Origin of the sequence: Duganella aceris (assembly GCF_011090165.1) — a bacterium.
Lineage (GTDB): Bacteria > Pseudomonadota > Gammaproteobacteria > Burkholderiales > Burkholderiaceae_D > Rugamonas > Rugamonas aceris.
The window spans coordinates 357,600-380,147 of sequence record NZ_JAADJT010000006.1 but is presented as its reverse complement, the minus strand read 5'-3'; the positions used below and the strand labels follow the sequence as shown (position 1 = coordinate 380,147).

The following is a 22,548-nucleotide window of genomic DNA, read 5'->3' as shown; positions in this document are numbered from 1 at the left end:
CATGCCGCCGCACTTCCGACTTCCCTTTACGCTCATCGCGAACCTACGTTATGAAAATCATCACCACCATTGAAGAACTGCGCGACCAACTCAGCGGCCAACTGCGCACCGCCTTCGTCCCGACCATGGGCAATCTGCACGAGGGCCATCTGTCGCTGATGCGGCTGGCGCGCAAGCATGGCGACCCGGTGGTCGCGTCGATCTTCGTCAACCGCCTGCAATTCGGGCCAAACGAGGATTTCGACAAATATCCGCGCACCTTCCAGGCCGACGTCGAGAAGCTGGAGAAGGAAGGCGTGTATGTGCTGTTCGCGCCAACCGAGAAGGATCTGTATCCGGAGCCGCAGGAGTTCCGCGTCAATCCGCCCTCGGACCTGGGCAACACGCTGGAGGGCGAGTTCCGCCCGGGCTTCTTCACCGGCGTGACCACCATCGTGCTGAAGCTGTTCTCGTGCGTGCAGCCGAAGGTGGCGGTGTTCGGCAAGAAGGATTACCAGCAGCTGATGATGGTGCGCAATATGAGCCGCCAGTTCGCGCTGCCGACCGAGATCATCGGCGCCGAGACGTATCGCGCCGAGGATGGCCTGGCGCTGTCGTCGCGCAATATGTATTTGTCGGAAGCGGAGCGGGCCGAGGCGCCGGCGTTGTTCCAGAGTCTGAACTATGTGGCCAATGAAATGCGCGCCGGCCATCTGGATATTTTCCAGGTCGAGCATAAGGCGATGGAGGATCTGGCCAAGCGCGGATGGAAACCGGACTATGTGTCGATCCGCAAGCGCTCCGACCTGCAACCGCCGAGCGCCGGCGACCTGGCGCAGGGCGCGCCGCTGGTGGTGCTGGCCGCCGCCAAGCTGGGCTCGACCCGCTTGATCGACAATCTGGAAATTTAAGGCTTGGGCTGCGTGGACGCCGCCGGCGAGGCCGGCTGCTGCGTCCAGCCCTGCGGCGGTAACTGGATGATGATGGGCGGCTGAGCCGCCGGCGCTATCGCCTTGGAGGCACGCACTTCGGCTGCGATCGCGGCGACACCGGCGCGAGCCTCTGCGGCGACATTGTTCACCATAAAAGTCATCACGGTAATGAACAGTACGCTGCTGGCGATCCAGATGCCTATCATCCATTTAATGATCTGTGCGGTGTTTTGCGCCATTTCGGCGCGCAATTCGGCAACCACTCGATCAATTTTCGCATCCATCGCCGCAAACCGTCCATCCATGTAAGCACGCATTTCTGCAAAACGGCCATCCATGTAAGCACGCATCTCGGCAAAACGACCGTCCGTGTAAGCGCGCATCTCGGCAAAACGACCGTCCATCGTCGCCTGAAACGAACCTAGCCGCTCATCCAGCAGCGTGTACATGGTCTCGACCTTGGCGTCGATATAGTCTTTGTCGGAATTGGCGTTCATGCGCCTATCTTCTGCCTCGCAACAGGGCATGTCAACAGGTGCACAGGTGCCGCTTGCGGCGGCTCAAGCGGCGACGTTTTGGGCCCAGGCCAGGGCGGAGAGGTGGGCTTTGTTGACGTCCAGCGGGCTCAGCTTCAGGGTCGCGGCCAGCGAGGCCACCAGGTCGGAATTCAGTTCGCAGGCCTCGGCCAGCGCCAGGTACGGGCCGTACTTGCCGCTGCGCGTCAGCAGCGCCGCGACCACGTCGTCGGTCAGTTGCACGTTGGCCAGCACTTCCTCCATCGAAATGCCCAGCAAGCGGTCCAGCAGCGAGAACATGCCGGCGACGAAGATGTTCTCCGCCTCGCTCTTGCCCATCGCGCCCTGCCCGAGCAGTTCGGCCAGGCGGCCGCGCACCACCGCCGTCTCCAGCAGCACCGGCGAGTAACCGGAGGTGCTGGCCGTGGCCAGCAGCAAGGTCAGCCAGCGGTACAGCGGCGTGTAGCCGAGCAGCGTCAGCGCCTGCTTCAGCGACTGGATCTCGCGCCCGGCGCCGAAACCGGCCGAGTTGATGAAGCGCAGCAGCTTGTACGACAGCGTGGCGTCGCGCTTCAGCACCGCTTCCAGCTGTGGCAGGTCGGCGTTCTGCCGCACCATCTGCATCAGCTGCATGATGATGGTTTGCGCCGGGTTCAAGCCCTTGGTGTCGCGGCTCGGACGCGGCGTCAGGTGCAGCTTGCCGACGAAGGCGTTCAGGCCCAGCGCGGCGCAGGCGTCGAAGTCGGCCCAGTTGCTGACCGGCCGCGCCACCATGCCGACCGTCGATTGCTTCAGCGCGGCATAGGTGCGCGCCTGCGCGCCGACGTCGGCGCCGGAAAAACGGACTTCCACATACGAGGCGATGCTCGGCAGACGGGTGCCGATGCGCGCCAGGTCGGCGTCGCGCAGCAAGATGCCGACGCCGCCGGCGCGCAGCCCCTGCACCGCCGACAAGGTGTCGGGATTGGCCAGCTCGGCCGCCTTGATCGACAGCACCGTGCGTTCCGGCGGCAGCCGATACAGCGCGTCGGTCGACAGCATGGCCGGGACCGCTTCAAGGAACAGGGTTTTGTCGCGCAGCCGCCAGCCGTCGTCGTCGTCGACCACTTGCTCGGCGACGAAGCCGATCAGCGATTCCAGCGCGTCGGCGCTGGACGCGGCCGGCGCCGACACGCTGGGCTGTTGCCAGCAGAGTTCGTAGCCGACCACCCGCTGCTGGGCGTCCAGCAACGGCTCACGGACGAGAAAATTGGTTTGATGCATGGCTTATCGCAAGGAGATACAAAAGATCAGAAGCCCAGGCTGTCCAGCAGATCGTCCACCTGACCCTGGTCAGCCACCACGTTCTCGCGGCTTGGATCGATTTGCGGTCCGTTCAGCAAGCCGTTGTCGATTTCCTTCTTCATCTGTTCCGGCGCGAAGTCGATCAGCATCTGTACCAGCTGCTGTTCCAGGTTTTGCGCGATCGAGGTGACCTTTTTGATCACCTGCCCGGTCAAGTCCTGGAAATCCTGCGCCATCATGATGTCCATCAGATGCGCCTTGGTGGCGCCGGTGTCGGCGGTGGCGCCGTCCAGCGCGGCCACGGTCTGGCGCGCCAGCGCTTGCCACGCCGGATCGGCGCCGGCGCCGGACGCCAGCAGCGCCTGCCAGCCGGCGCTCAGTTGCCTGGCGTCGCCGGCGATGCGGTCCTGCAGCGGACCGGCGGCATCGGTGGCGTTCAAGACTTTCTGCGCCGCGTCTTCGCTCAGACGCGCCACATAATCGAGCCGGTCGCGCGCGTCGGGAATGTCCGACGCGGCTTTTTCTATCAATTTGTCCAGGCCCAGACCGCGCAAGCTGTCATGTAGGGCCCGGGTCATGTGACCGATACGCGACAAAAACTCCTCGTTCGGCTCCACCGCCGCGTTCGCGGCGGCGGTGCTGTGTTGCTCAGACATCATCAAGCTCCGAGTTTTTCGAAGATCTTGTTGAGTTTTTCATCCAGCGTGGCGGCCGTGAACGGCTTGACCACATAACCATTCGCGCCGGCCTGGGCCGCGGCGATGATGTTTTCTTTCTTGGCTTCGGCGGTCACCATCAGCACCGGCAGCTTGGCCAGGGCCGGATCGGCGCGAATGTTTTGCAACATCGTCAAGCCGTCCATGTTCGGCATGTTCCAGTCGGACACCACGAAGTCGAACGATTCCGCGCGCAGTTTCGCCAGCGCCATCACACCGTCTTCCGCCTCATCGACATTGGCATAACCCAGTTCTTTTAACAGATTCCGGACGATGCGGCGCATCGTCGAAAAATCGTCAACAACTAAAAATTTCATCTTTGGATCAGCCATGAATTACTCCGTTGTTTCTCTACGCGGTTGTTAATAGTGCCTACATTTGCCAGCAAGTTGTAGGATAGCATTTTCGTTGCTCTAAGGCGAACAAAGTCGCAGTAAAACGTCACACTTGGCGAATTTATACGCGCAAGGCGCGCATGCCGTGCTGCGCCAGATGGCCGAGCACCATGCCGGGCAGCGCCTGCAAAGCACCGACCTCGTGCGCCGCGCCCACCGCGATCGCTTCGCGCGGCATGCCGAACACCACGCAGCTGGCTTCGTCCTGGGCGAAATTATACGCCCCGGCGTTCTTCATCTCCAGCATGCCGGCCGCGCCGTCCTTGCCCATGCCGGTCAGGATCACGCCGACCGCGTTCTTGCCGGCCGCCTGCGCGGCCGAACGGAACAGCACGTCGACCGACGGCCGGTGGCGGTTGACCGGCTCGGCCTGGTCGATCTTGGTCATGTAGTTGGCGCCGCTGCGGGTCAGGTACAGGTGCGAGTGGCCGGGGGCGATGTAGGCGTGGCCCGGCAGCACGCGTTCGTTGCCGGCCGCCTCCTGCACCGAGATCTTGCACAGCGAGTCGAGCCGCTTGGCGAACGAGCGTGTGAACCCTTCCGGCATGTGCTGGGTGATCAGGATGCCGGGACAGTCGGACGGCATCTGCATCAGGAATTCTCGGATCGCCTCGGTGCCGCCGGTGGAGGCGCCGATGATGATCAGCTTTTCCGACGAGGTCAGCGGATTGCGCAGCTGCGGCAATGGCGCGTGGCCGTCGGCACCCGGCTGCGGCAGCGTGCGGGCGCGCACCCGCGCCTTGGAGGCGGCGCGGATCTTGTCGGTGATCAGTTCGGTGTATTCGCGCATGCCGGCCTGGATCGAGATCTTCGGCTTGGTGACGAAGTCGACCGCGCCCAGCTCCAGCGCGCGCATGGTGATCTCGGAGCCGCGCTCGGTCAGCGAGGACACCATCACCACCGGCATCGGTCGCAGCCGCATCAGTTTTTCCAGGAAGTCGAGGCCGTCCATCTTCGGCATCTCGACGTCCAGCGTCAGCACGTCGGGGTTGGTTTGTTTGATCAACTCACGGGCGACCAGCGGATCGGGCGCGGCGCCGACCACTTCCATGTCGGGCTGGGAGTTGATGATCTCGCTCATCACGCTGCGGATCAACGCGGAGTCGTCGCAGACCAGGACTTTGATCTTCATAAAACGCTACTTTCCGGGCTATGCCCTGTCAAAACAAATCGATCTCGCCACCCACCGGCGCCACTTTGAGGCGGCTGGCATACTCGGTTTCACGCTTGACCAGCGTGTCGTTATGGGTTTGCATCAGCTTCTTGACCAGCACCTTGCCGGTGCGCGGGAAGAAATACACCTTGCGCGGGTGGATGTCGTTCAGGTCTTCGGCCACCACCCGGATCTTTTCGACCTTGAGGAAGTTCAGCACGAAGGCGGCGTTGCGCTCGCCGACGTTGATCGCGGTGAAGCCCTTGAGCACGGCGCCGCCGCCGAACACTTTCGCTTCCAGGTTTTCCCGGCGGGCGCCGGCCTTGAGCAGATCGTTGATCAGGATTTCCATGGCGTAGGTGCCGTAGCGCGCCGAGGCCGACACCGGGCTGCCGTTGTCGCCGCCGCCGTCCGGCAGCATGAAGTGGTTCATGCCGCCGAGGCCGGTGACGCGGTCGCGGATGCACGCCGAGACGCAGGAGCCGAGCACGGTCACGATCAACATGTCCTTGTTGGTGAAGTAGTACTCGCCGGGCAGTATCTTGGCGGCTTCGCAGTCGAACGTTCTATCGTAATAAACGTTCGTGGCAAATTGTTCGAGGTCCATGGCTTATTCTCATGTGCGTTGCGACGGTGCTTTTCGGCCTGCGGCGTTGTCGTCCAGTTCGTAGACGGTCTTGCCGCGCAGTTTCAACGACTCCGAGACATACAGGAAGTTTTCCGAGTGCCCGGCGAACAGCAGCGCGTCGGGCTTCATCAACGGGACGAAGCGGGACAGTATTTTACGCTGTGTCGCCTTGTCGAAGTAAATCATCACGTTGCGGCAGAAGATCACGTCGAACTGGCCGCTGATCGGCCATTGGTCGGCCAGCAGGTTCAATTGCTTGAAGGTGATCATGTTGCGCAGTTCCGGCCGCACCCGCGCCTGGCCTTCGCGGTCGCCTTTGCCCTTGAGGAAAAAGCGGCGCGAGCGCTCGGGCGACATCTTGTCCAGCCGGTCCATGTTGTAGACGCCCAGTTCGGCGGTGGCCAGCACGTTGGTGTCGATGTCGGTAGCGATGATCTGGCAGTTCGGCGTCAGCGTGTTGAACGCCTCGCAGACGGTCATGGCGATCGAGTACGGTTCCTCGCCGGTGGAGCTGGCGGAGCACCAGATGGTCAGCGGCTCGCGCTTGCCCTTGATGTGGTCGGCCAGCAGCGGGAAGTGGTGCGCTTCGCGGAAGAACGAGGTCAGGTTGGTGGTCAGCGCGTTGGTGAACGACTCCCATTCCTCGCCCAGGCGGCCGGCCTCCAGATCGTCCAGGTACTTGGCGAACGAGCCGATGCCGGTGGCGCGCAGCCGCCGCGCCAGCCGGCTGTAGACCATCTCCTGCTTGCTGTCGGCCAGCGAGATGCCGGCGCGCTTGTAGATCAGGCCCCGCACCCGTTCGAAGTCCTTGGGGTTGAAGTCGAACTCTTTGACCGTGTCTTTGGATTGCGGCATATGTTAAACCTTTATTTGACTGCACTAACTATGCCATCCGCCGCGCGCGCACCGGCGCACGCGACGGCTACAGCTTAAAATTCTTCCCAGTCGTCGCCGGACGGCGCGGCGGCGCCGGCCTTCCTGGCCGGGGCGGGCTTGGCGGCGGCCGGGGCCGGACGCGCCGCAGGGCGCGGCGCCGCGATCGCTGCGGCCGGGGCGGCGACGGTCGGCGCGACCGAAGCGCGGCGCGGCGCCGGCGCCGGCCGGCGCATCGTCTCGTCATGCGACAGCTTGAAGATGCTGACCGCCTGCGCCAGCATCTGCGCCTGCTCCTGCATGCTCTCGGCGGCGGCGGCGGCCTCTTCGACCAGCGCCGCGTTCTGCTGCGTCATCTCGTCCATCTGGGTGATGGCCTGGTTGACTTCCTCGATGCCGTTGCTCTGTTCCTGGGTGGCGGCGGTGATCTCGCCCATGATGTCGGCCACCTGGCGGATCGAGGTGACGATCAGGTCCATCGTCTGTCCGGCCTCGTCGACCAGCTTGCTGCCGGCGTCGACCTTGCCGACCGAGTCGCCGATCAGTTCCTTGATTTCCTTGGCGGCGCCGGCCGAGCGCTGCGCCAGATTGCGCACCTCGGTCGCCACCACCGCGAAGCCCCTGCCCTGCTCGCCGGCGCGCGCCGCTTCGACCGCCGCGTTCAGCGCCAGGATGTTGGTCTGGAAGGCGATGCCGTCGATGACGCCGATGATGTCGACGATCTTGCTGGAGCTGGCCTTGATCGAGCCCATGGTCTCGACCACCTGCGCCACCACGGTGCCGCCCTTTTCCGCCACCGACGAGGCCGACACGGCCAGCTGGTTGGCCTGACGCGCGTTGTCGGCGTTCTGCTTCACGGTGGAGGTCAGTTCCTCCATCGACGAGGCGGTCTCCTCCAGCGAGCTGGCCTGCGATTCGGTGCGGGCCGACAGGTCGGCGTTGCCGGAGGCGATTTCCTGCGACGCGGTCGAGATCAGCTCGGTACCATTGCGCACGTCGCCGACGGTCTTGGCCAGGCTTTCGTTCATGTCCTTCAGCGCCTGCAGCAGTTCGCTGGTTTCATCCTTGCCCTCGACCGTCACCTGCGAGGTCAGCTCGCCGGCGGCGACCTTCTGCGCCACCGCGACCGCGCCCGCCAGCGGCAGCGTGATCGAGCGGGTGATGACGGCCGCGCACACCACGCCCAGCGCGACGGCGACGCCGCCGAGCACGAACAGCATCATCATCAGGTTGCGGTCGGACTTGACCGAGCCGTCCATGACATCCTTGGCGTTGGCGACCTGCATGTCGACCAGCTTGTTGATCAGCGCCAGCGTCTGCGTGTTGAGCGGATCGATGCGGCCGGAAATGACCTTGGCGCCGCCCTCGCTGTTGAAGGCCAGGATCTGGCCGATCGCTTCCTTGAAGGCCTTGTCGATGTCGGCCTCCAGCGCCGCCAGTTCGCCCAGGGTTTTATTCTCGGCCTCGTTCAGGCCCAGCGCCTTCAGGTCGGCCTGCGCCTTGTCGTAGCGCTGGCGCTGGTCCTTGACCTTTTGCTCTTCCTTCTGCATCAGGCTAACGTCCGATTGCAGGCCGATGTTGCGCATCGCGATGCCGGTCTCCAGCATCGCGCTCTTCATCGCGCCGGCCTGCAGGTTCTTGGCGGTCGAGAGCTCCAGGCCCCTGGTCAGCTGCGACTTGTTGCTGTAATTGAGGTAGTTGGTCAGCAGGACGATGGCGACCAGGATCAGCAGGATGGCGCCGAAGCCGATGCGCAGGCGCGCGCCGATGTTGAAGTCGCGTAAATTCATGTGGTTCTCCCCTATGCTTTGTGCTGTTGCTCACCGCGACGCGCGGGCGCGTCACGTAATGTGTCGTGGTTGGGCGCGCCTTCTATGGAGGCGCTACCGCATTCGTGCTCAGAGCGTGCCCGAAATTTGGGGGCACGAAAGCAGGGGCGAACCTGGATCAGGCCGCCAGTTGTTCCATCAAGCCCATTTCCGAGCTGGACATCAATTTGTCGATGTTCACCAGGATCAGCATGCGCTCGTCGATGGTGCCCAGGCCGATCATGTAGTCGGTGCTGAAGGCGGTGCCCATTTCCGGCGCCGGCTTGACCTGCTCCGGCGTCAAGGTGGTGACGTCGGACACCGAGTCGACCACCATGCCGACGATGCGGCCGTTGATGTTGAGGATGATCACCACGGTGAACTGGTCGTACACCGGCGAACCGAGGTTGAACTTGATGCGCATGTCCACCACCGGAATGATGATGCCGCGCAGGTTGATCACGCCCTTGATGAATTCCGGCGCGTTGGCGATGCGGGTCACGGTCTCGTAGCCGCGGATCTCCTGCACCTTGAGGATGTCGATGCCGTATTCCTCGGAGCCCAGCGTGAACGCCAGGTATTCGTGGCCGGCGATTTCGTTTGCTCCGGTGGTCAGTACCTCTGCCATGATGGCTCCCTATGAAGAAAAGATCGATTCGTCCGCCAGCTGGCGCGACGAGCGGATTAATGCGGCGACATCGAGGATCAGCGACACGCCGCCGTCGCCGAGGATGGTGGCGCCCGAGATGCCGGCCACCTTGCGGTAATTCGATTCCAGATTCTTGACCACCACCTGCTGCTGGCCGACCAGGTCGTCGATGAACAGGCCGGCCTTGCGGCCGTCGGTCTCGATGATGACCACGATGCCCTGGGTCGGATCGGTGAAGCGCGGCGCGATGTCGAACATCTGGTACAGCGGCACCAGCGGCAGGTATTCGCCGCGCACCTTGATGACCCGGCCCTTGCCGCTGATTTCCTTGACGTCTTCCGGCGCCGGCTGCAGCGATTCGATGACGAAGCCCAGCGGCAAAATATACACCTCTTCGCCGACCCGGATCGACATGCCGTCCAGGATCGCCAAGGTCAGCGGCAGCGAGATCGAGATGGTGGTGCCGAAGCCCTTGGCCGAGCGGATGTCGACCACGCCGCCCATGGCGGTGATGTTGCGCTTGACCACGTCCATGCCGACGCCGCGGCCGGAGACGTCGGTGACCACGTCGGCGGTCGAGAAGCCGGGCGCGAAGATCAGTTGCCACACCTCGCCGTCGCTCATGTTCTCGGTCAGCGGCAGGCCGTTCTGCTGCGCCTTGGCGAGGATTTTCTCGCGGTTCAAGCCGCCGCCGTCGTCGGAAACTTCGATGACGATGTTGCCGCCCTGGTGGGCCGCCGACAGGAACAGGCGGCCGGCGTCGGTCTTGCCGGCGGCGCGGCGCACGTCCGGCATTTCGATGCCGTGGTCGATCGAGTTGCGCACCAGGTGCGTCAGCGGATCGACGATGCGTTCGATCAGGCCCTTGTCCAGTTCGGTCGCGGCGCCGTTGGTGATGAAGTCGACCTTCTTGCCCAGCTTGGCCGCGAGGTCGCGCACCATGCGCGGGAAGCGCGAGAACACGAAGTCCATCGGCATCATGCGGATCGACATCACCGCTTCCTGCAGGTCGCGGGTGTTGCGGGTCAGCTGGCTGACGCTGTTCAACAGGCGTTCGTGCGCCATCGGGTCCAGCGTGTCGACGCGCTGCTCGATCATCGCCTGCGTGATCACCAGTTCGCCGACCAGGTTGATCAACTGATCGACCTTTTCGATCGAGACCCGGATCGACGACGATTCGGCGCCGGGGCCGTGGCCCTTGTCGGCTTTTTCCTTTTCTTCCTTCTTGGCGGCCTTTTTCTCTTCTTCGGCCGGGGTCGGCGCTTCGATCACGATGCCGGCGGCGGCGCGGATCTGCTCGACCGGCTGGAAGAAGCCGTAGCCGCGCGCGTCGTCGGCGCCCGCTTCGGCGTTGGCGCGGATTTCGTCCAGCGGCTGGAAGAAGCCGTAGCCGGCGCCGGCCGCGCCGGCCGGGGCCGCCGGATGCAGTTCGGTCTCGTCGAAGAAACCATAGCCGAGGTCTTGCTCGACCTTGGAGCGTTCGGCTTTTTCCTGGCGCGCCTGGCGCGCGTCCAGCGCCGGCAGCTCGGCGACGGTCATGTCCTCCGGATTGAGCACGAAGGAGCAGATGGCGATGATGTCGTCCAGGCTTTCATGCGTGGTGACCACCATCGCGTTGCGGTCCTTGTCGAGCGGCGTGATCGAGACGTGGCCCATCAGGCCCAGCTCGGCGCCCAGCGCGGTCACCTCGCGGTGCGCCATCGCCGGCAGCTCGAGCCGGTAGCGGCGGCCGCCGCTGTGGTCGACCACCTTGGCCTCCGGCGCGTTGAACGCCGGCGCCAGCGGCGACAGCGCCACCACCGGCACGTCCTGGGTCAGCGATTGCAGCATCATGCGCACGTCGCCCACCGCGTCCTGGTCGACCGTGGCGCCGTGGCGGTGTCCGTCCAGCTGCATCTTGAGGATGTCCTTGGCGGCCAGGAAGGCGTCGACGTGCTCCGAGGTCAGCGCCATCTCGCCCTTGCGGATGCGGTCGAGCAAGGTCTCCAGGATGTGGGTCACCTCCGTCATGTCGTTGACGCCGAACGTGGAGGCGCCGCCCTTGACCGAATGGGCGGTGCGGAAGATCGCGTTCAGATCCTCGGCGTCCGGGGCGTCGACGTTGACGGCCAGCAGCAGCCGTTCCATTTCAGCCAGCAGTTCCTCGGCCTCATCGAAGAAGACCTGGAAGAACTGGCTTATGTCGATGGTCATGGTGATACTCCGTACAGTTCGCTCAGCATCTTTGCCCGCCTTATCAGCCGATGACCTTTTTCACTACCTCGATGAGCCGCTGCGGATCGAAGGGCTTGACCAGCCAGCCGTTGGCGCCGGCGGCGCGGCCCTTGGCCTTCATCTCGTCGGACGATTCGGTGGTCAGCATCAGGATCGGGGTTTTCTGATAGGTCGGCAGCTCGCGCAGCAGCTTGATCAGCTGCAGCCCGTCCATGCGCGGCATGTTCTGGTCGGTCAGCACCAGGTCGACGCTTTGCAGCTTGGCTTTTTCCAGGCCGTCCTGGCCGTCCACCGCTTCCACCACCTGATAGCCGGCGGCCTTCAGGCTGAAGGCCACCATCTGGCGCAGGGAACTGGAATCATCAACTGCAAGTATTGTCTTGGCCATCTTTACTCTCACTCTAAATTTGTATGGGTTCTATCGGTTGCGGGCGGCGTTTAGAATAATTCGATGTCGCCGCTCTCCAGGTGTTGCTGACTGACTGCTTTGCGCAACACGCTGCGCAGTTCCAAACTCTGTATCGCCAGCGCCATGCTGACCTTGCCGAGCAGCGCGACGATTTCCTCGTTGTCGCTCTCGGGCAGCATCTCGGCGCCGTGCGCGCCCAGCGTGCCGAGGAATTCGCGCAAGCCGGTGACGCGCTTCAGCGTGCGGTCGATCAGCTGGCTGGTCATGTCCTGGAATTGCATGCTGGTGATGGCGGCGTTGACATAGCCGCCGACGTTGCCCTGCAGCGCTTCCAGTTGGGCGCGCTGCTCGGGCGTGGCGCTGCCGCCGTCGAGCAGCAGCTGGATCGTGGCCTGCTCGGCCGCGACCGCCTGATGGATGGCCATGAAGTTGAAGGACAGCTTTTCAATCGCTTCCTCCAGCAGCAGGCCGGTCTGGATCAGGTCGGTCTCGACCTCGGTCAAATGTTTGCGGCCGTGGTCCGACACACCCGACAGCAGGCGCTTGACGTGGGACCCCAGGATTTTTTTTCTCGTCATAACAGTCTCGTTCCGTGCTTCACTTACTCTATTTCCTTACCGGCGGACCGGACGGCGGCGCGGCCGGCGGCGGGGCTTCGTCGGCGCCGACCTCCAGCTGCTTGGCGCCGTCGCGCATCACGCTTTCCTCGGTGCGCTTGTTCATGACGATGATGCTGATGCGGCGGTTGATCGGGTTGAACGGATCGGCCTTGTCGAGGTTGGCGGCCGAGGCCAGCCCCACCACCCGCAGCACCTTGGCGTCGCTCATGCCGCCGGCGATCAGCTCGCGGCGCGAGGCGTTGGCGCGGTCGGCCGACAATTCCCAGTTGCTGTAGCCGGCGTCGCTCAGGTACGGGGTCGAGTCGGTGTGGCCGGACAGGCCGATCTTGTTGGGCACGTCGTTCAGCACGAAGCCGATCTCGTGCAGGATTTCCTTGGTGTAGGATTGCAGCTCGGCCTTGGCCAGCGCGAACATCGGACGGTTCTGCTCGTCGACGATCTGGATCCGCAAGCCTTCGCTGGTGATGTCGAGCAGCAGCTGCTCCTTGAATTTCTTCAGCAGCGGGTTGGCCTCGATCTTGGCCTCGATCTTGTCCTTCAGCGCCTTCAGGCGCTGCGACTCTTCGGCCTCGAGCGCGGCCTTGGCGGCGGTCAGGTTGAAGGTCTTCTTGACCACCGGGTCGTCGCTGGCCTTGACCTGGCCGTCGCGCCGGGTCAGGTCCTTGCCGCCGCCCTGGATCACCGACGAGCTGTCGCCGCTGCCCGAGCCGCCCTGCATCGCCACCTTGAGCGGCGTCTTGAAGAATTCGGAGATGCCGTTGAGGTCGCCCTTGGTGGTCGAGCCGAGCAGCCACATCAGCAGGAAGAAGGCCATCATCGCGGTCACGAAGTCGGCGTACGCGATCTTCCAGGCGCCGCCGTGGTGGCCGCCGCCGCCCTTCTTGATGCGCTTGACGATGATTGGCCGTAAGCCTTCTTCAGCCATGATGATTCCCTACCTTTTTAACAATGAACCGCATGGCTTACTTGGATTTCGATTTCTTGATATGGTCTTCCAGCTCGGAGAACGATGGACGTTCGGTCGAGTACAGCACCTTGCGGCCGAATTCCACCGCCAGCGCCGGCGCGTAGCCGTTCAGGCTGGCCAGCAGCGTGACCTTGACGCATTGGTACATCTTGGTCGACTCTTCCAGCTTCTGCTCCAGCAGGCTGGCCAGCGGGCCGACGAAGCCGTAGGCCAGCAAGATGCCGAGGAAGGTGCCGACCAGCGCGTGCGCGATCAGGATGCCCAGCTCGGCCGGCGGCAGGCCCACCGATTCCATCGTGTGCACCACGCCCATCACCGCCGCTACGATACCAAAGGCCGGCAGGCCGTCGCCCAGCTTGGCGATGGCGTGGCCCGGCGCGGCGCCTTCGTGGTGGTGGGTCTCGATCTCGTTGTCCATCAGGTTCTCGATCTGGAACGCATCCATATTGCCCGACACCATCAGGCGCAGGTAATCGGTCATGAATTCCACGATGTGGTGGTCTTCCAGCACGCTCGGGTACTTGCTGAACAGCGGGCTTTGCTCCGGGCTGTCGATATCGCCTTCGATCGACATCAGGCCTTCCTTGCGCACCTTGGACAGGACGTCGAACAGCAGCGACATCATTTCCATGTACAGGTCCTTGGTGTAGCGCGACCCCTTGAACAAGGTCGGGATCGAGGCCAGTGTGGCCTTGATGGTCTTGCCATTATTGCCGACCAGGAAAGCGCCGAACGCGCCGCCGCCGATCATGACCAGCTCGAGCGGCTGCAACAGCGCGGCCAGATGACCGCCGTTCATGGCATAGCCGCCGAAGACGCCGACGCAGACCACTACATATCCGATGATGACTAACAAGTGCGCTGACTCCCCAGAGCTAAAACCGGCCAAACGCAAACTAACGGGGGCCGGTTTTCAATAAATTTACGTGTAGAACTACAATAGCGTGAGTCGGGGTGGGCGGGCAAGTGATTAACGCCAAATGATGCTTAAAAGTACCATATGTACAGGGGAACGCCCCCCTCTGTGGCATGAATGGTTCGATCCGGCGCGCGGGCGTGGATAGCGAATTCGTAGCTGATCAGCATGGCCCCGGGACGCATTTCGCCCGCCGCCTTGCGCCACAGCCCGGCCATCGCGGCCGGCGACAGATAGGCGAACACCACGTCGTAGGCGGCGAAATCGAGTTTTTCGTAGTCGCCGAGGCGGAAGCGCGCCGCGCCGCCGACCAGCCGCGCCCGCAGCCAGCTATACAACCAGGGCAGCGGCGCCAGCTCGATGCCTTCGCAGGCGGCGTCGGGACGGACGCGGGACAGATACAGCACCAGCCCGCCCAGGCCGCTGCCGATGTCGATCAGGCGCAGCGGCCGCGCCGGATCGTCGGCGGGCGGCGGCAATTGCTGCCGCACCGCGTCCCACACCGCCGGATGCGACGGGTAGTACGGCACCTGGGTGCGGAAGGTCGACCAGTACAGGCCCAGCAGAATCAGGAACACCAGCAGGAACAGCCACGACGGCAACTGCAAGGCCAGCGCGGCCAGCACCGCCAACGGGAACAGCAGCTGGATCGCGCGCCACCAGGCGGCCAGGCGGAATTTCCAGGTGATGGCGGCCGCCAGCAGGCCCTGCACCACGGCCACGGTCAGGTAATCGACGGGGAAACGAAAACTGGCCATCATATAGATGATGGCCAGCGTCAGCGGCGCGGCGCCGCATTGGATCAGCATGGCCCGCACGGCGGGCGCGCGGACGATGCGTCGGAGATAGGATTCGGGGGCGATGGACCGGGTCACTTCGGCATTATGCCGCCAGCGCGTCGGCGTCGCGGGCTTTCTTGGTCTTGCCGGCGCGCGAAGGCATGTGGCACAGGCCGCAGACGTAGCTGCCGTTCAGGTCCATGCAGTTGACCACGAACTTGCCCTGGCATTTGCCGCAGGGCGCGGTTTCCAGCATCTTGCTGCTGAAGAAGCGCACCAGGGTCCAGGCGCGGGTCAGCGACAACAGCGGCTCTTCGCCCGGTTCCGGCGGCATTTGTTCCAGATACAGTTTATACGCCTTCATCACCGCTTCGACACCGGTGGCGCCGGCGTGGGTCACCAGGAAACTGTGGATGTTGATGAACAGCGAAGAATGGATGTTCGGTTGCCAGGTCAGGAACCAGTCGGTCGAGAACGGCAACATGCCCTTCGGCGGCGACACGCCCTTCAGCTCCTTGTACAGCTTGAGCAGGCGTTCGCGCGACAGCGACACTTCCGACTCCAGCAGTTGCAGGCGGGCGCCCAACTGGATCAGTTCGATGGCCAGCTGGATTTCCTGGGCTTCCGATACGACGCTTTTCTTCGTGGCCATGATCTGCGCTCCAGGTGATTAAGCGATTTCTTCGACTGGCTGACCGGCCATCAGGATGGCGGCGTGCGACTGGGCCAGCACGCGGTCCTTGTTATAGTTGGTCAACATCGACAGGATGGCGCCGTCGTCGAAGCGGAAGCGGGCCAGCATCATGTTGCCGCCAGCGAGCTTCAGGATCTGGGCGTTGCTCATGCCTTCGATCAGTTCGGCGATTTCGGCGGCGATGCCGAGGCGGAAGATCGCGGTGACTTTGTCGGCGCGAATCATCTGCTGAGCCAGCATCAAGTAGCTCAGGTTTGCGTCGCGAATTTCAGCCATCATATCGTTTGCGGTCATTTCCATCTCTCCTTCGTTGTCTGCACTGTGGAACACATTTGCGTTTCCAGTGAGATACATTCTGCGGGAGCAACAAAAAACCGAGAAGAGGTAACTCTCCGTATTTTTCGTCGGGAAATAGCGGGCGCGACCTGTCGGTGTTTGTCTGACAAACACACCCAAGTCGATCATCTACGCCCTTGCGGCGTAGGATTTTTGAGGTCCTGAATCTTCAAAAAAGTCCTGTCGGGAGACTAAAAATAGTGCTTCAAAGCGACTCTTTTTTGCTACATCTAACCCGGTTACGGCAGCGATTTCGAGAACTTTAGGGTTTCCGCAAAATATTTTTCATTTATTTTCGGCTACCTTCTTGCTACCCATCCCCACCTGAACGCGCTTTTCCGCGTTTCATGAATCTGGTAACGGCGCGGTTTTGGGGAACTTTAGGGTTTTTTTAAAAAAAATCGAAAATATTTTGAAAATCGGTCTGCTACACTCGCGCATCCGGTCAATTCACCTGCAAGAAAGTTACACAATGACAACTCGCAACCACTGCCTGGAACGCGACGCGCAAGATCCGCTCGCCGATCTGCGCGACCAGTTCGACCTGCCGCCCGGCGTGATTTATCTGGATGGCAACTCCCTGGGCGCGCGGCCGAAGGCGTCCCTCACCCGCGCCCAGCACGTCATCGCCCACGAATGGGGGCATGACCTGATCCGCAGCTGGAACAGCGCCGGCTGGTTCGACCTGCCCAAGCGCCTCGGCGACCGGCTGGCGCCGCTGATCGGCGCCGCCGCCGGCGAAGTCGTGGTCACCGACACCACCTCCGTCAACCTGTTCAAGGCCTTGGCCGCCGCGCTGTCGATGCAGGCCGCCGACCCGGCCAGCGCCGGCCGCCGCGTGATCGTCACCGAACGCTCCAACTTCCCGACCGACATCTACATGGCCCAGGGCCTGAGCTCCTGGCTGGATCGCGGCTACAGCATCCAGCTGATCGACAGCGTCGACGAACTGCCGGCCGCCGTCGGCGCCGACACCGCCGTGGTCATGCTGACCCATGTCAACTACCGCACCGGCTACCAGCACGACATGCGCGCCACCAGCGCCCTCGCCCGCGCCGCCGGCGCGCTGATCGTCTGGGATCTGGCGCACTCGGCCGGCGCAGTGCCGGTGGCGCTGCAGGCGGACGGCGCCGACCTGGCCGTCGGCTGCACCTATAAATACCTGAACGGCGGCCCCGGCGCGCCGGCCTTCATCTGGGTGCCGCAAAAGCACCAGGTGCGCTTCCGGCAGCCGCTGTCGGGCTGGTGGGGCCACGCCGCACCGTTCGAGATGGCGCCCGGCTTCGTTCCCACCGACGGCATCGGCCGCGCGCTGTGCGGCACCCAGCCGATCGTCTCGCTGGCGATGGTCGAGTGCGGCCTGGACGTGTTCGCGCAGACCTCGATGGCGGCCATCCGCGACAAGTCGCTGGCCTTGACCGACCTGTTCATCGAGCTGGTCGAGCAACGCTGCGGCCATCATCCGCTGGGCCTGGTCACGCCGCGCGAGCACGCGCGGCGCGGCAGCCAGGTCAGCTTCACCCATCCGCACGGCTACGCGGTGATGGCGGCGCTGATCGCGCGCGGCGTCATCGGCGACTACCGCGAACCGGCCATCATGCGCTTCGGCTTCACGCCGCTGTACACCAGCTTCACCGATGTGTGGGATGCGGTGGAAATCCTGCGCGACATCCTCGACCGCCAAGACTACAACGTCGACGCCAAGCGCGACGCCGTGACCTGATAACGAGATAAACTATATATATGAGCGAACAAAAACCGACCGCCAGCGGCTGCCCGATGCACGCCGCCGATGCCGAGTGGCACGGCGCGCAGATGGATTTCAGCAATGCGATGAGCTACGGCGATTACCTGGGCCTGGGCCAGATCCTCAACGCCCAGCACCCGCTATCGCCCAACCACAATGAGATGTTGTTCATCGTCCAGCACCAGACCAGCGAATTGTGGATGAAGCTGATGCTGCACGAAATGCACGCGGTGCGCGCGCACCTGCAATCGGACGATCTGGCGCCGGCCTTCAAGATGCTGGCGCGCGTCGCCCGCATCATGGACCAGCTGGTGCATGCGTGGGATGTGCTGGCCACGATGACGCCGCCGGAGTACACCGCGATTCGCCCTTACCTCGGCGCATCGTCGGGCTTCCAGTCGTATCAATACCGCGAGATCGAATTCATCCTCGGCAACAAGAATGCGGCGCTGCTGAATGTGCACACCACCGCGCCGGACGCCTACACCGTGCTGGACAAGGCGCTGCGCGCACCGTCGGTCTACGACGAGGCGATCAAGCTGCTGGCACGCAATGGCTTGCCGGTCTCCGCCGCCCGCCTCGACGCCGACTGGAGCTTGCCGACCGTCGCCGACGAGTCGGTCAAGAACGCCTGGCTGGAGGTGTACCGCGACCCCACCAAATACTGGGCGCTGTACGAGCTGGCGGAAAAGCTGGTCGACCTGGAGACCGCGTTCCGCTTCTGGCGCTTCCGCCACGTCACCACGGTCGAGCGCATCATCGGCTTCAAGACCGGCACCGGCGGCACGGCCGGCGTCAGCTACCTGCGCAAGATGCTCGACGTGGTGCTGTTCCCCGAACTGTTCGAACTGCGCACCGCGCTGTAGAAATATGCATCGAAGGTGACGTTTCGCACACGTTGTGGCGAATCCGCTGAAATCCCTCCTGATATGTACTACATTGAACTGGATGCTACCGAGGTTTTCATATCGGAGGGATCTGTTTAACGTGGAGGGAGGAGAACATATGAAAATGCGCACCACAACCATCGCGGCGGCAGCGTGCCTGCTGCTATTGACAATGACGGCCGCCAGCGCCGCCAACTACTCGGTGTTTCTAAATGGCCAGAACGAATCGCCATCCAACAACTCGCCCGGTGTCGGCGCGGCCATCGTCAGCTTCGATGCCAGCTCGCACATCCTGCAGGTGAACGTCGCCTTCGGCAGCCTGATGGGCGACAGCAGCGCCGCCCACATCCACTGCTGCACGCCGACCGCCGGCACCGGCACGGGCGGCGTGGCGACCGAAACGCCGACCTTCGGCGGCTTCCCGCTCGGCGTCCACGCCGGCGGCTATTCCAACACCTACGACACCACGCTATTGGCGAGCTGGAACAGCGCCTTCGTGACGGCGAACGGCGGCACCGCCGCCGGAGCGGAGGCCGCATTCGCCGCAGGACTGAACAGCGGCAAGGCCTACCTCAACATCCACAGCAGCCTTTATCCCGCAGGGGAAATTCGCGGCTTCCTGACGCCGATCGCGGCGGTGCCGGAACCCAGCAGCATCGCCATGCTGGGCCTGGGCCTGCCGGCGGTGCTGTTGATGGCGCGGCGTCGCCGCGCCTGACTACTTCACGGCGCTGGCGCCCACCAACGGCAGCTCGATAAAGCTGTCGTGGTAGATGCGCTGAGTGGCCTTCTTATAATCCGCAGGCTGCGCGAAGAAGATGTTCGGCACGAAGGTCTGCGGATTCCGATCATACAAGGGGAACCAGCTGGACTGGATCTGCACCATGATGCGATGCCCAGGCAGGAACACGTGGTTCGCGGTCGGCATCGCAAAACGGTACGGCAACACCGCGCCGGCCGCGATCGGCTTGGCGGTCGCGAAGCTCTCACGATAACGGCCACGGAAGATGTCGGCCGATACCATCAACTGATAACCGCCCATCTCCGGCTGCGCCGCGACCTGGTCCGGATACACATCGATCAGCTTGACCACCCAATCCGCATCCGTGCCGCTGGTCGACGCCAGCAGATGCGCGATCGGCTCGCCGCTGATCTTGACCGGCGCCGTCAGCACGCCGGTGGTATAGCTCAGCACATCGGTGCGGCCCGATGCCTCGCGCTGGTCGTCGGTCAGCCAACGCGGCCAGGTCTGGCCCTTGGCCTCGTCATAGCCATGGGTCGGGATCGGCCGGGCGCGGAACGGCACCGGCTTGCCCGGATCGGACACGTACTCGTCGAACGCCGCCTTCTGCGCCGGCGCCGACACCTGCACCGGCGCGGCGTTGCTCAGATTCAGCTTGGCGTTGGCCGCCAAGCGCAACGTCGCCGGCGCGATCGCGCAGCCGCTGACGCAACCGCTCGGCCACGCATTCAACGCGCGCCATTTGTTGGTGCCGGTCTCGAACGCCGACACCGGCGCGATCCTGGCCGCCGACTCGTCGTCCTTCAGATAACGGTCCAGGAACGGCCGCAGAATCTCCTGGCGGAAATGCAGCGCGGTATCGCTGTTGAAGCGCAGCGCGCCGAGCCGGCTGCCGTCGCCGATGGCGCCGCCGTGGTTCCACGGCCCCATCGCCAGGAACACCTTGCCGTCCTTGTCGAGCGGCTTGATCGCCTTGTACACCGCGATCGCGCCGTAGATATCCTCCGCGTCCCACAGGCTGTGCACCAGCAGCGTCGGCACGGTGACCGGCTGCTTGGCCAGCAACTGGTCCATCGCCTGCGCGCGCCAGAAATCGTCATAGGCCGGATGCGCGACCATCTTGCGCCAGAAGCCGCTCTGCTCCGCGCCGCGCTGGCGCGCCAGCTCGCCGGCCGAACCGGCACGCATGAACATATCGTAGTCGTCGTAGTGGCTGGTGTACCAGTGCGCCTCGTTGCGCCGTGTGACCACCTGTTCCAGTACATACGACAGATTGATCTGGCGGAATGCGCCGTTGTGGAACCAGTCGTCGCCGCGCCAGCCGTCCACCATCGGGTTCATCGGCACCGACACCTTCAGCGCCGGATGCGGATTGACCAGCGCCATCAGCGGCAGGAAGCCGTCGTAGGAAATGCCGATGATGCCGACTTTGGCGTTCGACTCCGGCACGTTCTTGGTCAGCCACTCGATGGTGTCCCAGGTGTCGGTCGAATGGTCGACCGGGGTCGGGTTGAGCGCGGTGTTGGCCAGCGGCCGGTTCATCACGTAATCGCCCTCTGAGCCGTACTTGCCGCGCACGTCCTGCACCACGCGGATGTAGCCGCCCTCGATGATGGTGTCGGTGGCGTTGTCGTAGCCTTCCAGGATCGACGCCATCTGCGAGCTCTCGGCGTGGCTGGTCAGCTCGGCTGCGCTGTACGGCGTGCGGGTCAGCAGCATCGGCGCGTTGCGCGCCTTGCGCGGCACGATGATCACGGTGTTGAGCTTGACCCCATCGCGCATCGGGATCATCACGGTGCGCTTGACGTAGTCGAAGTCGCCCTCGGGCGCCTTGAATTCGTCCGGCGTCTCGCTAGGCAGCGCAGGGTATTGCGGCACGGCGGCCACGCCCGGCGTCGACGCCGGCAGCGCGTCCTGCGCGTGAACGGAAACCAGGACGGCGGATAGCAGTCCAAGCGACAGGCAGAAATTCTTCATGAGCATTCCAATCTGATTGATATGACAGCGGCGTTACGGCTTGACCTGCTTGACCACCTCACCACCCTTGATCACCACCGCGACGTGTTCCAGTACAGTGACATCGCTGGTCGGGTCGCCGGCGACGGCGATCATGTCGGCGTAGCGGCCGGCCTCGATCACGCCGACGTCCTTGCTGGCCAACGCTTCCGACGCGTTCAGCGTGGCGGCCTGGATCGCCTGCAAAGGCGTCATGCCGTAGCGCACCATGACCGCGAACTGTTTGGCGTTGTCGCCGTGCGGATAGATGCCGGCGTCGGTGCCGAACACCATCTTCACGCCGGCCTTGTTCGCGCGGCGGAAGTTCTGCCTTTGCAGCTCGGCGATGTCGCGGTCCTTGCGCAGGTTATCCTCCAGCACACCGTTCTTCTTGCCTTCGGACTGCGTGTAGTCGGTGTTGTAGATGTCCATCGACAGCCACGCGCCATGCTTCTTGGCCAGCGCGATGCCCTCGTCGTCGATCAGGCTGGCGTGTTCGATGGTGTTGACGCCGGCCAGGATCGCCGCCTTGATACCCGAGGTGCCATGCGCGTGCGCCGCCACCTGCAAGCCCCACTGGTGCGCCTCGTCGACGGCGGCGGTCATCTCGGCCAGCGTCATCTGCTGCTGCCCCGGTTCGGTGTTATGCGAAAACACACCGCCCGTCGCGCACAGCTTGATCACCTGCGCGCCATACTTGCGCACCTCGCGCACCCGCTTGCGCGCCTCGTCCGGGCTGTCGATGTTGTACGGACTTTTCTGCGCCATCGACGCCGGGAAACCGGTGATGTCGCAATGGCCGCCGGTGGCGCCCAGCGCCGGTCCGGCCGGGATCACGCGCGGACCGCGCACCTTGCCCTCGCGGGTGGCCTCGCTCAAGCCGACGTCGTTGAAGTCGCCCGAGCCGACGTTGCGTACCGTGGTGAAGCCGGCGTCCAGCGTGCGCGCGGCGTGCGGCACGGTCAGCATCGACCAGAAACGGTCGCTGTATTCCAGTCCGGTATAGCCGCTGTACAGCGGATCGGAATCGAGGTGGACGTGCATGTCGATCAGGCCGGGCAGCAAGGTCATGCCCGGCAGGTCGATGCGCGGCACGGCGTCGGCGGGGAAGCTCTCGGGCGCCTGCTTGACCGCGACGATGCGGCCATCGCGCACCAGCACCTGCGGCTTGTTCAGCATTTTGCCGCTGCGGACATCAAGCAGTTTATCGGCCGTGTAGATGACATCGGCGGCCATCGCGTTGGCGAACGTGGCGCTGGCCACGGCAAGAGCAAGCGCCAGACGGCGAGGCTTGGAAAGTGTCATCAATA

At 63.7% G+C, this 22,548-nt stretch carries 23 protein-coding genes; 4 read left to right on the top strand and 19 right to left on the bottom strand.

The window, feature by feature from the left end; all coding sequences use genetic code 11:
• The first annotated feature begins 50 nt into the window (after positions 1–50).
• Positions 51–890: a pantoate--beta-alanine ligase gene (panC, locus tag GW587_RS15565; protein ID WP_166104678.1), complete on the top strand. Its 840-nt coding sequence runs from the start codon at positions 51–53 to the stop codon at positions 888–890.
• Here panC and GW587_RS15560 read toward each other — a convergent pair.
• The 17 genes from GW587_RS15560 to flhD all read right to left on the bottom strand — a co-directional run bounded on the left by GW587_RS15560 (position 887) and on the right by flhD (position 15,825).
• Positions 887–1,408, bottom strand: coding sequence for a CCDC90 family protein (locus GW587_RS15560; RefSeq protein WP_166104675.1), 522 nt, complete (start codon positions 1,406–1,408; stop codon positions 887–889). The genes panC and GW587_RS15560 overlap by 4 nt on opposite strands.
• Positions 1,409–1,471: 63 nt before the next feature.
• On the bottom strand, positions 1,472–2,689 hold the full coding sequence (locus tag GW587_RS15555) for an EAL and HDOD domain-containing protein (RefSeq protein ID WP_166104673.1): 1,218 nt from the start codon (positions 2,687–2,689) through the stop codon (positions 1,472–1,474).
• Between the two features lie 26 nt (positions 2,690–2,715).
• Positions 2,716–3,366, bottom strand: coding sequence for a protein phosphatase CheZ (gene cheZ, locus GW587_RS15550; RefSeq protein WP_371875600.1), 651 nt, complete (start codon positions 3,364–3,366; stop codon positions 2,716–2,718).
• Between the two features lie 2 nt (positions 3,367–3,368).
• Complete coding sequence (cheY, locus tag GW587_RS15545; RefSeq protein ID WP_008450066.1) at positions 3,369–3,758, bottom strand: chemotaxis response regulator CheY; 390 nt, start codon at positions 3,756–3,758, stop codon at positions 3,369–3,371.
• A gap of 124 nt (positions 3,759–3,882) precedes the next feature.
• Positions 3,883–4,953, bottom strand: a complete 1,071-nt coding sequence (locus GW587_RS15540; protein ID WP_166104668.1) for a protein-glutamate methylesterase/protein-glutamine glutaminase — start codon at positions 4,951–4,953, stop codon at positions 3,883–3,885.
• A gap of 28 nt (positions 4,954–4,981) precedes the next feature.
• The gene (cheD, locus tag GW587_RS15535) at positions 4,982–5,581 is read right to left on the bottom strand and encodes a chemoreceptor glutamine deamidase CheD (RefSeq protein ID WP_166104665.1); all 600 of its coding nucleotides are present in this window, start codon (positions 5,579–5,581) and stop codon (positions 4,982–4,984) included.
• Between the two features lie 9 nt (positions 5,582–5,590).
• Positions 5,591–6,457, bottom strand: coding sequence for a CheR family methyltransferase (locus tag GW587_RS15530; RefSeq protein ID WP_166104662.1), 867 nt, complete (start codon positions 6,455–6,457; stop codon positions 5,591–5,593).
• Between the two features lie 74 nt (positions 6,458–6,531).
• Positions 6,532–8,265 (bottom strand): methyl-accepting chemotaxis protein, encoded by a 1,734-nt coding sequence (locus GW587_RS15525; protein WP_166104659.1) that lies wholly within the window; start codon positions 8,263–8,265, stop codon positions 6,532–6,534.
• 157 nt (positions 8,266–8,422) lie between these two features.
• Positions 8,423–8,911: a chemotaxis protein CheW gene (locus tag GW587_RS15520; protein WP_166104656.1), complete on the bottom strand. Its 489-nt coding sequence runs from the start codon at positions 8,909–8,911 to the stop codon at positions 8,423–8,425.
• A 9-nt stretch (positions 8,912–8,920) separates the two neighbouring features.
• Positions 8,921–11,125 carry a chemotaxis protein CheA gene (cheA, locus tag GW587_RS15515; protein ID WP_166104653.1) on the bottom strand — a complete coding sequence of 735 codons (2,205 nt, stop codon included), beginning with the start codon at positions 11,123–11,125 and terminating at the stop codon, positions 8,921–8,923.
• A gap of 43 nt (positions 11,126–11,168) precedes the next feature.
• Positions 11,169–11,534 (bottom strand): response regulator, encoded by a 366-nt coding sequence (locus GW587_RS15510; protein WP_166104650.1) that lies wholly within the window; start codon positions 11,532–11,534, stop codon positions 11,169–11,171.
• 50 nt (positions 11,535–11,584) lie between these two features.
• On the bottom strand, positions 11,585–12,133 hold the full coding sequence (locus tag GW587_RS15505; protein ID WP_166104647.1) for a chemotaxis protein: 549 nt from the start codon (positions 12,131–12,133) through the stop codon (positions 11,585–11,587).
• A 28-nt stretch (positions 12,134–12,161) separates the two neighbouring features.
• A complete protein-coding gene (gene motB / locus GW587_RS15500; RefSeq protein WP_166104644.1) occupies positions 12,162–13,100 on the bottom strand; it encodes a flagellar motor protein MotB in 939 nt (312 codons plus the stop codon).
• Between the two features lie 37 nt (positions 13,101–13,137).
• On the bottom strand, positions 13,138–13,998 hold the full coding sequence (motA, locus tag GW587_RS15495) for a flagellar motor stator protein MotA (RefSeq protein ID WP_166104642.1): 861 nt from the start codon (positions 13,996–13,998) through the stop codon (positions 13,138–13,140).
• A 131-nt stretch (positions 13,999–14,129) separates the two neighbouring features.
• A complete protein-coding gene (locus GW587_RS15490; protein ID WP_166104920.1) occupies positions 14,130–14,867 on the bottom strand; it encodes an SAM-dependent methyltransferase in 738 nt (245 codons plus the stop codon).
• Between the two features lie 73 nt (positions 14,868–14,940).
• Positions 14,941–15,489 (bottom strand): flagellar transcriptional regulator FlhC, encoded by a 549-nt coding sequence (gene flhC / locus GW587_RS15485; RefSeq protein WP_166104639.1) that lies wholly within the window; start codon positions 15,487–15,489, stop codon positions 14,941–14,943.
• 18 nt (positions 15,490–15,507) lie between these two features.
• Positions 15,508–15,825 (bottom strand): flagellar transcriptional regulator FlhD, encoded by a 318-nt coding sequence (gene flhD, locus GW587_RS15480; RefSeq protein WP_166104636.1) that lies wholly within the window; start codon positions 15,823–15,825, stop codon positions 15,508–15,510.
• 514 nt (positions 15,826–16,339) lie between these two features.
• Here flhD and kynU point away from each other — a divergent pair.
• From kynU to GW587_RS15465, 3 genes are all read left to right on the top strand, one after another.
• On the top strand, positions 16,340–17,590 hold the full coding sequence (kynU, locus tag GW587_RS15475) for a kynureninase (protein ID WP_166104633.1): 1,251 nt from the start codon (positions 16,340–16,342) through the stop codon (positions 17,588–17,590).
• A 20-nt stretch (positions 17,591–17,610) separates the two neighbouring features.
• A complete protein-coding gene (kynA, locus tag GW587_RS15470; RefSeq protein WP_166104630.1) occupies positions 17,611–18,480 on the top strand; it encodes a tryptophan 2,3-dioxygenase in 870 nt (289 codons plus the stop codon).
• Between the two features lie 145 nt (positions 18,481–18,625).
• A complete protein-coding gene (locus tag GW587_RS15465) occupies positions 18,626–19,219 on the top strand; it encodes a CHRD domain-containing protein (RefSeq protein WP_166104627.1) in 594 nt (197 codons plus the stop codon).
• On the opposite strand, the gene GW587_RS15460 is transcribed toward GW587_RS15465, so the two are convergent.
• Entirely contained in the window at positions 19,220–21,220 is a 2,001-nt protein-coding gene (locus GW587_RS15460) for a CocE/NonD family hydrolase (RefSeq protein WP_166104625.1), read from the bottom strand.
• A gap of 33 nt (positions 21,221–21,253) precedes the next feature.
• Complete coding sequence (locus tag GW587_RS15455) at positions 21,254–22,543, bottom strand: Xaa-Pro dipeptidase (protein WP_166104622.1); 1,290 nt, start codon at positions 22,541–22,543, stop codon at positions 21,254–21,256.
• Positions 22,544–22,548 lie beyond the last annotated feature (5 nt).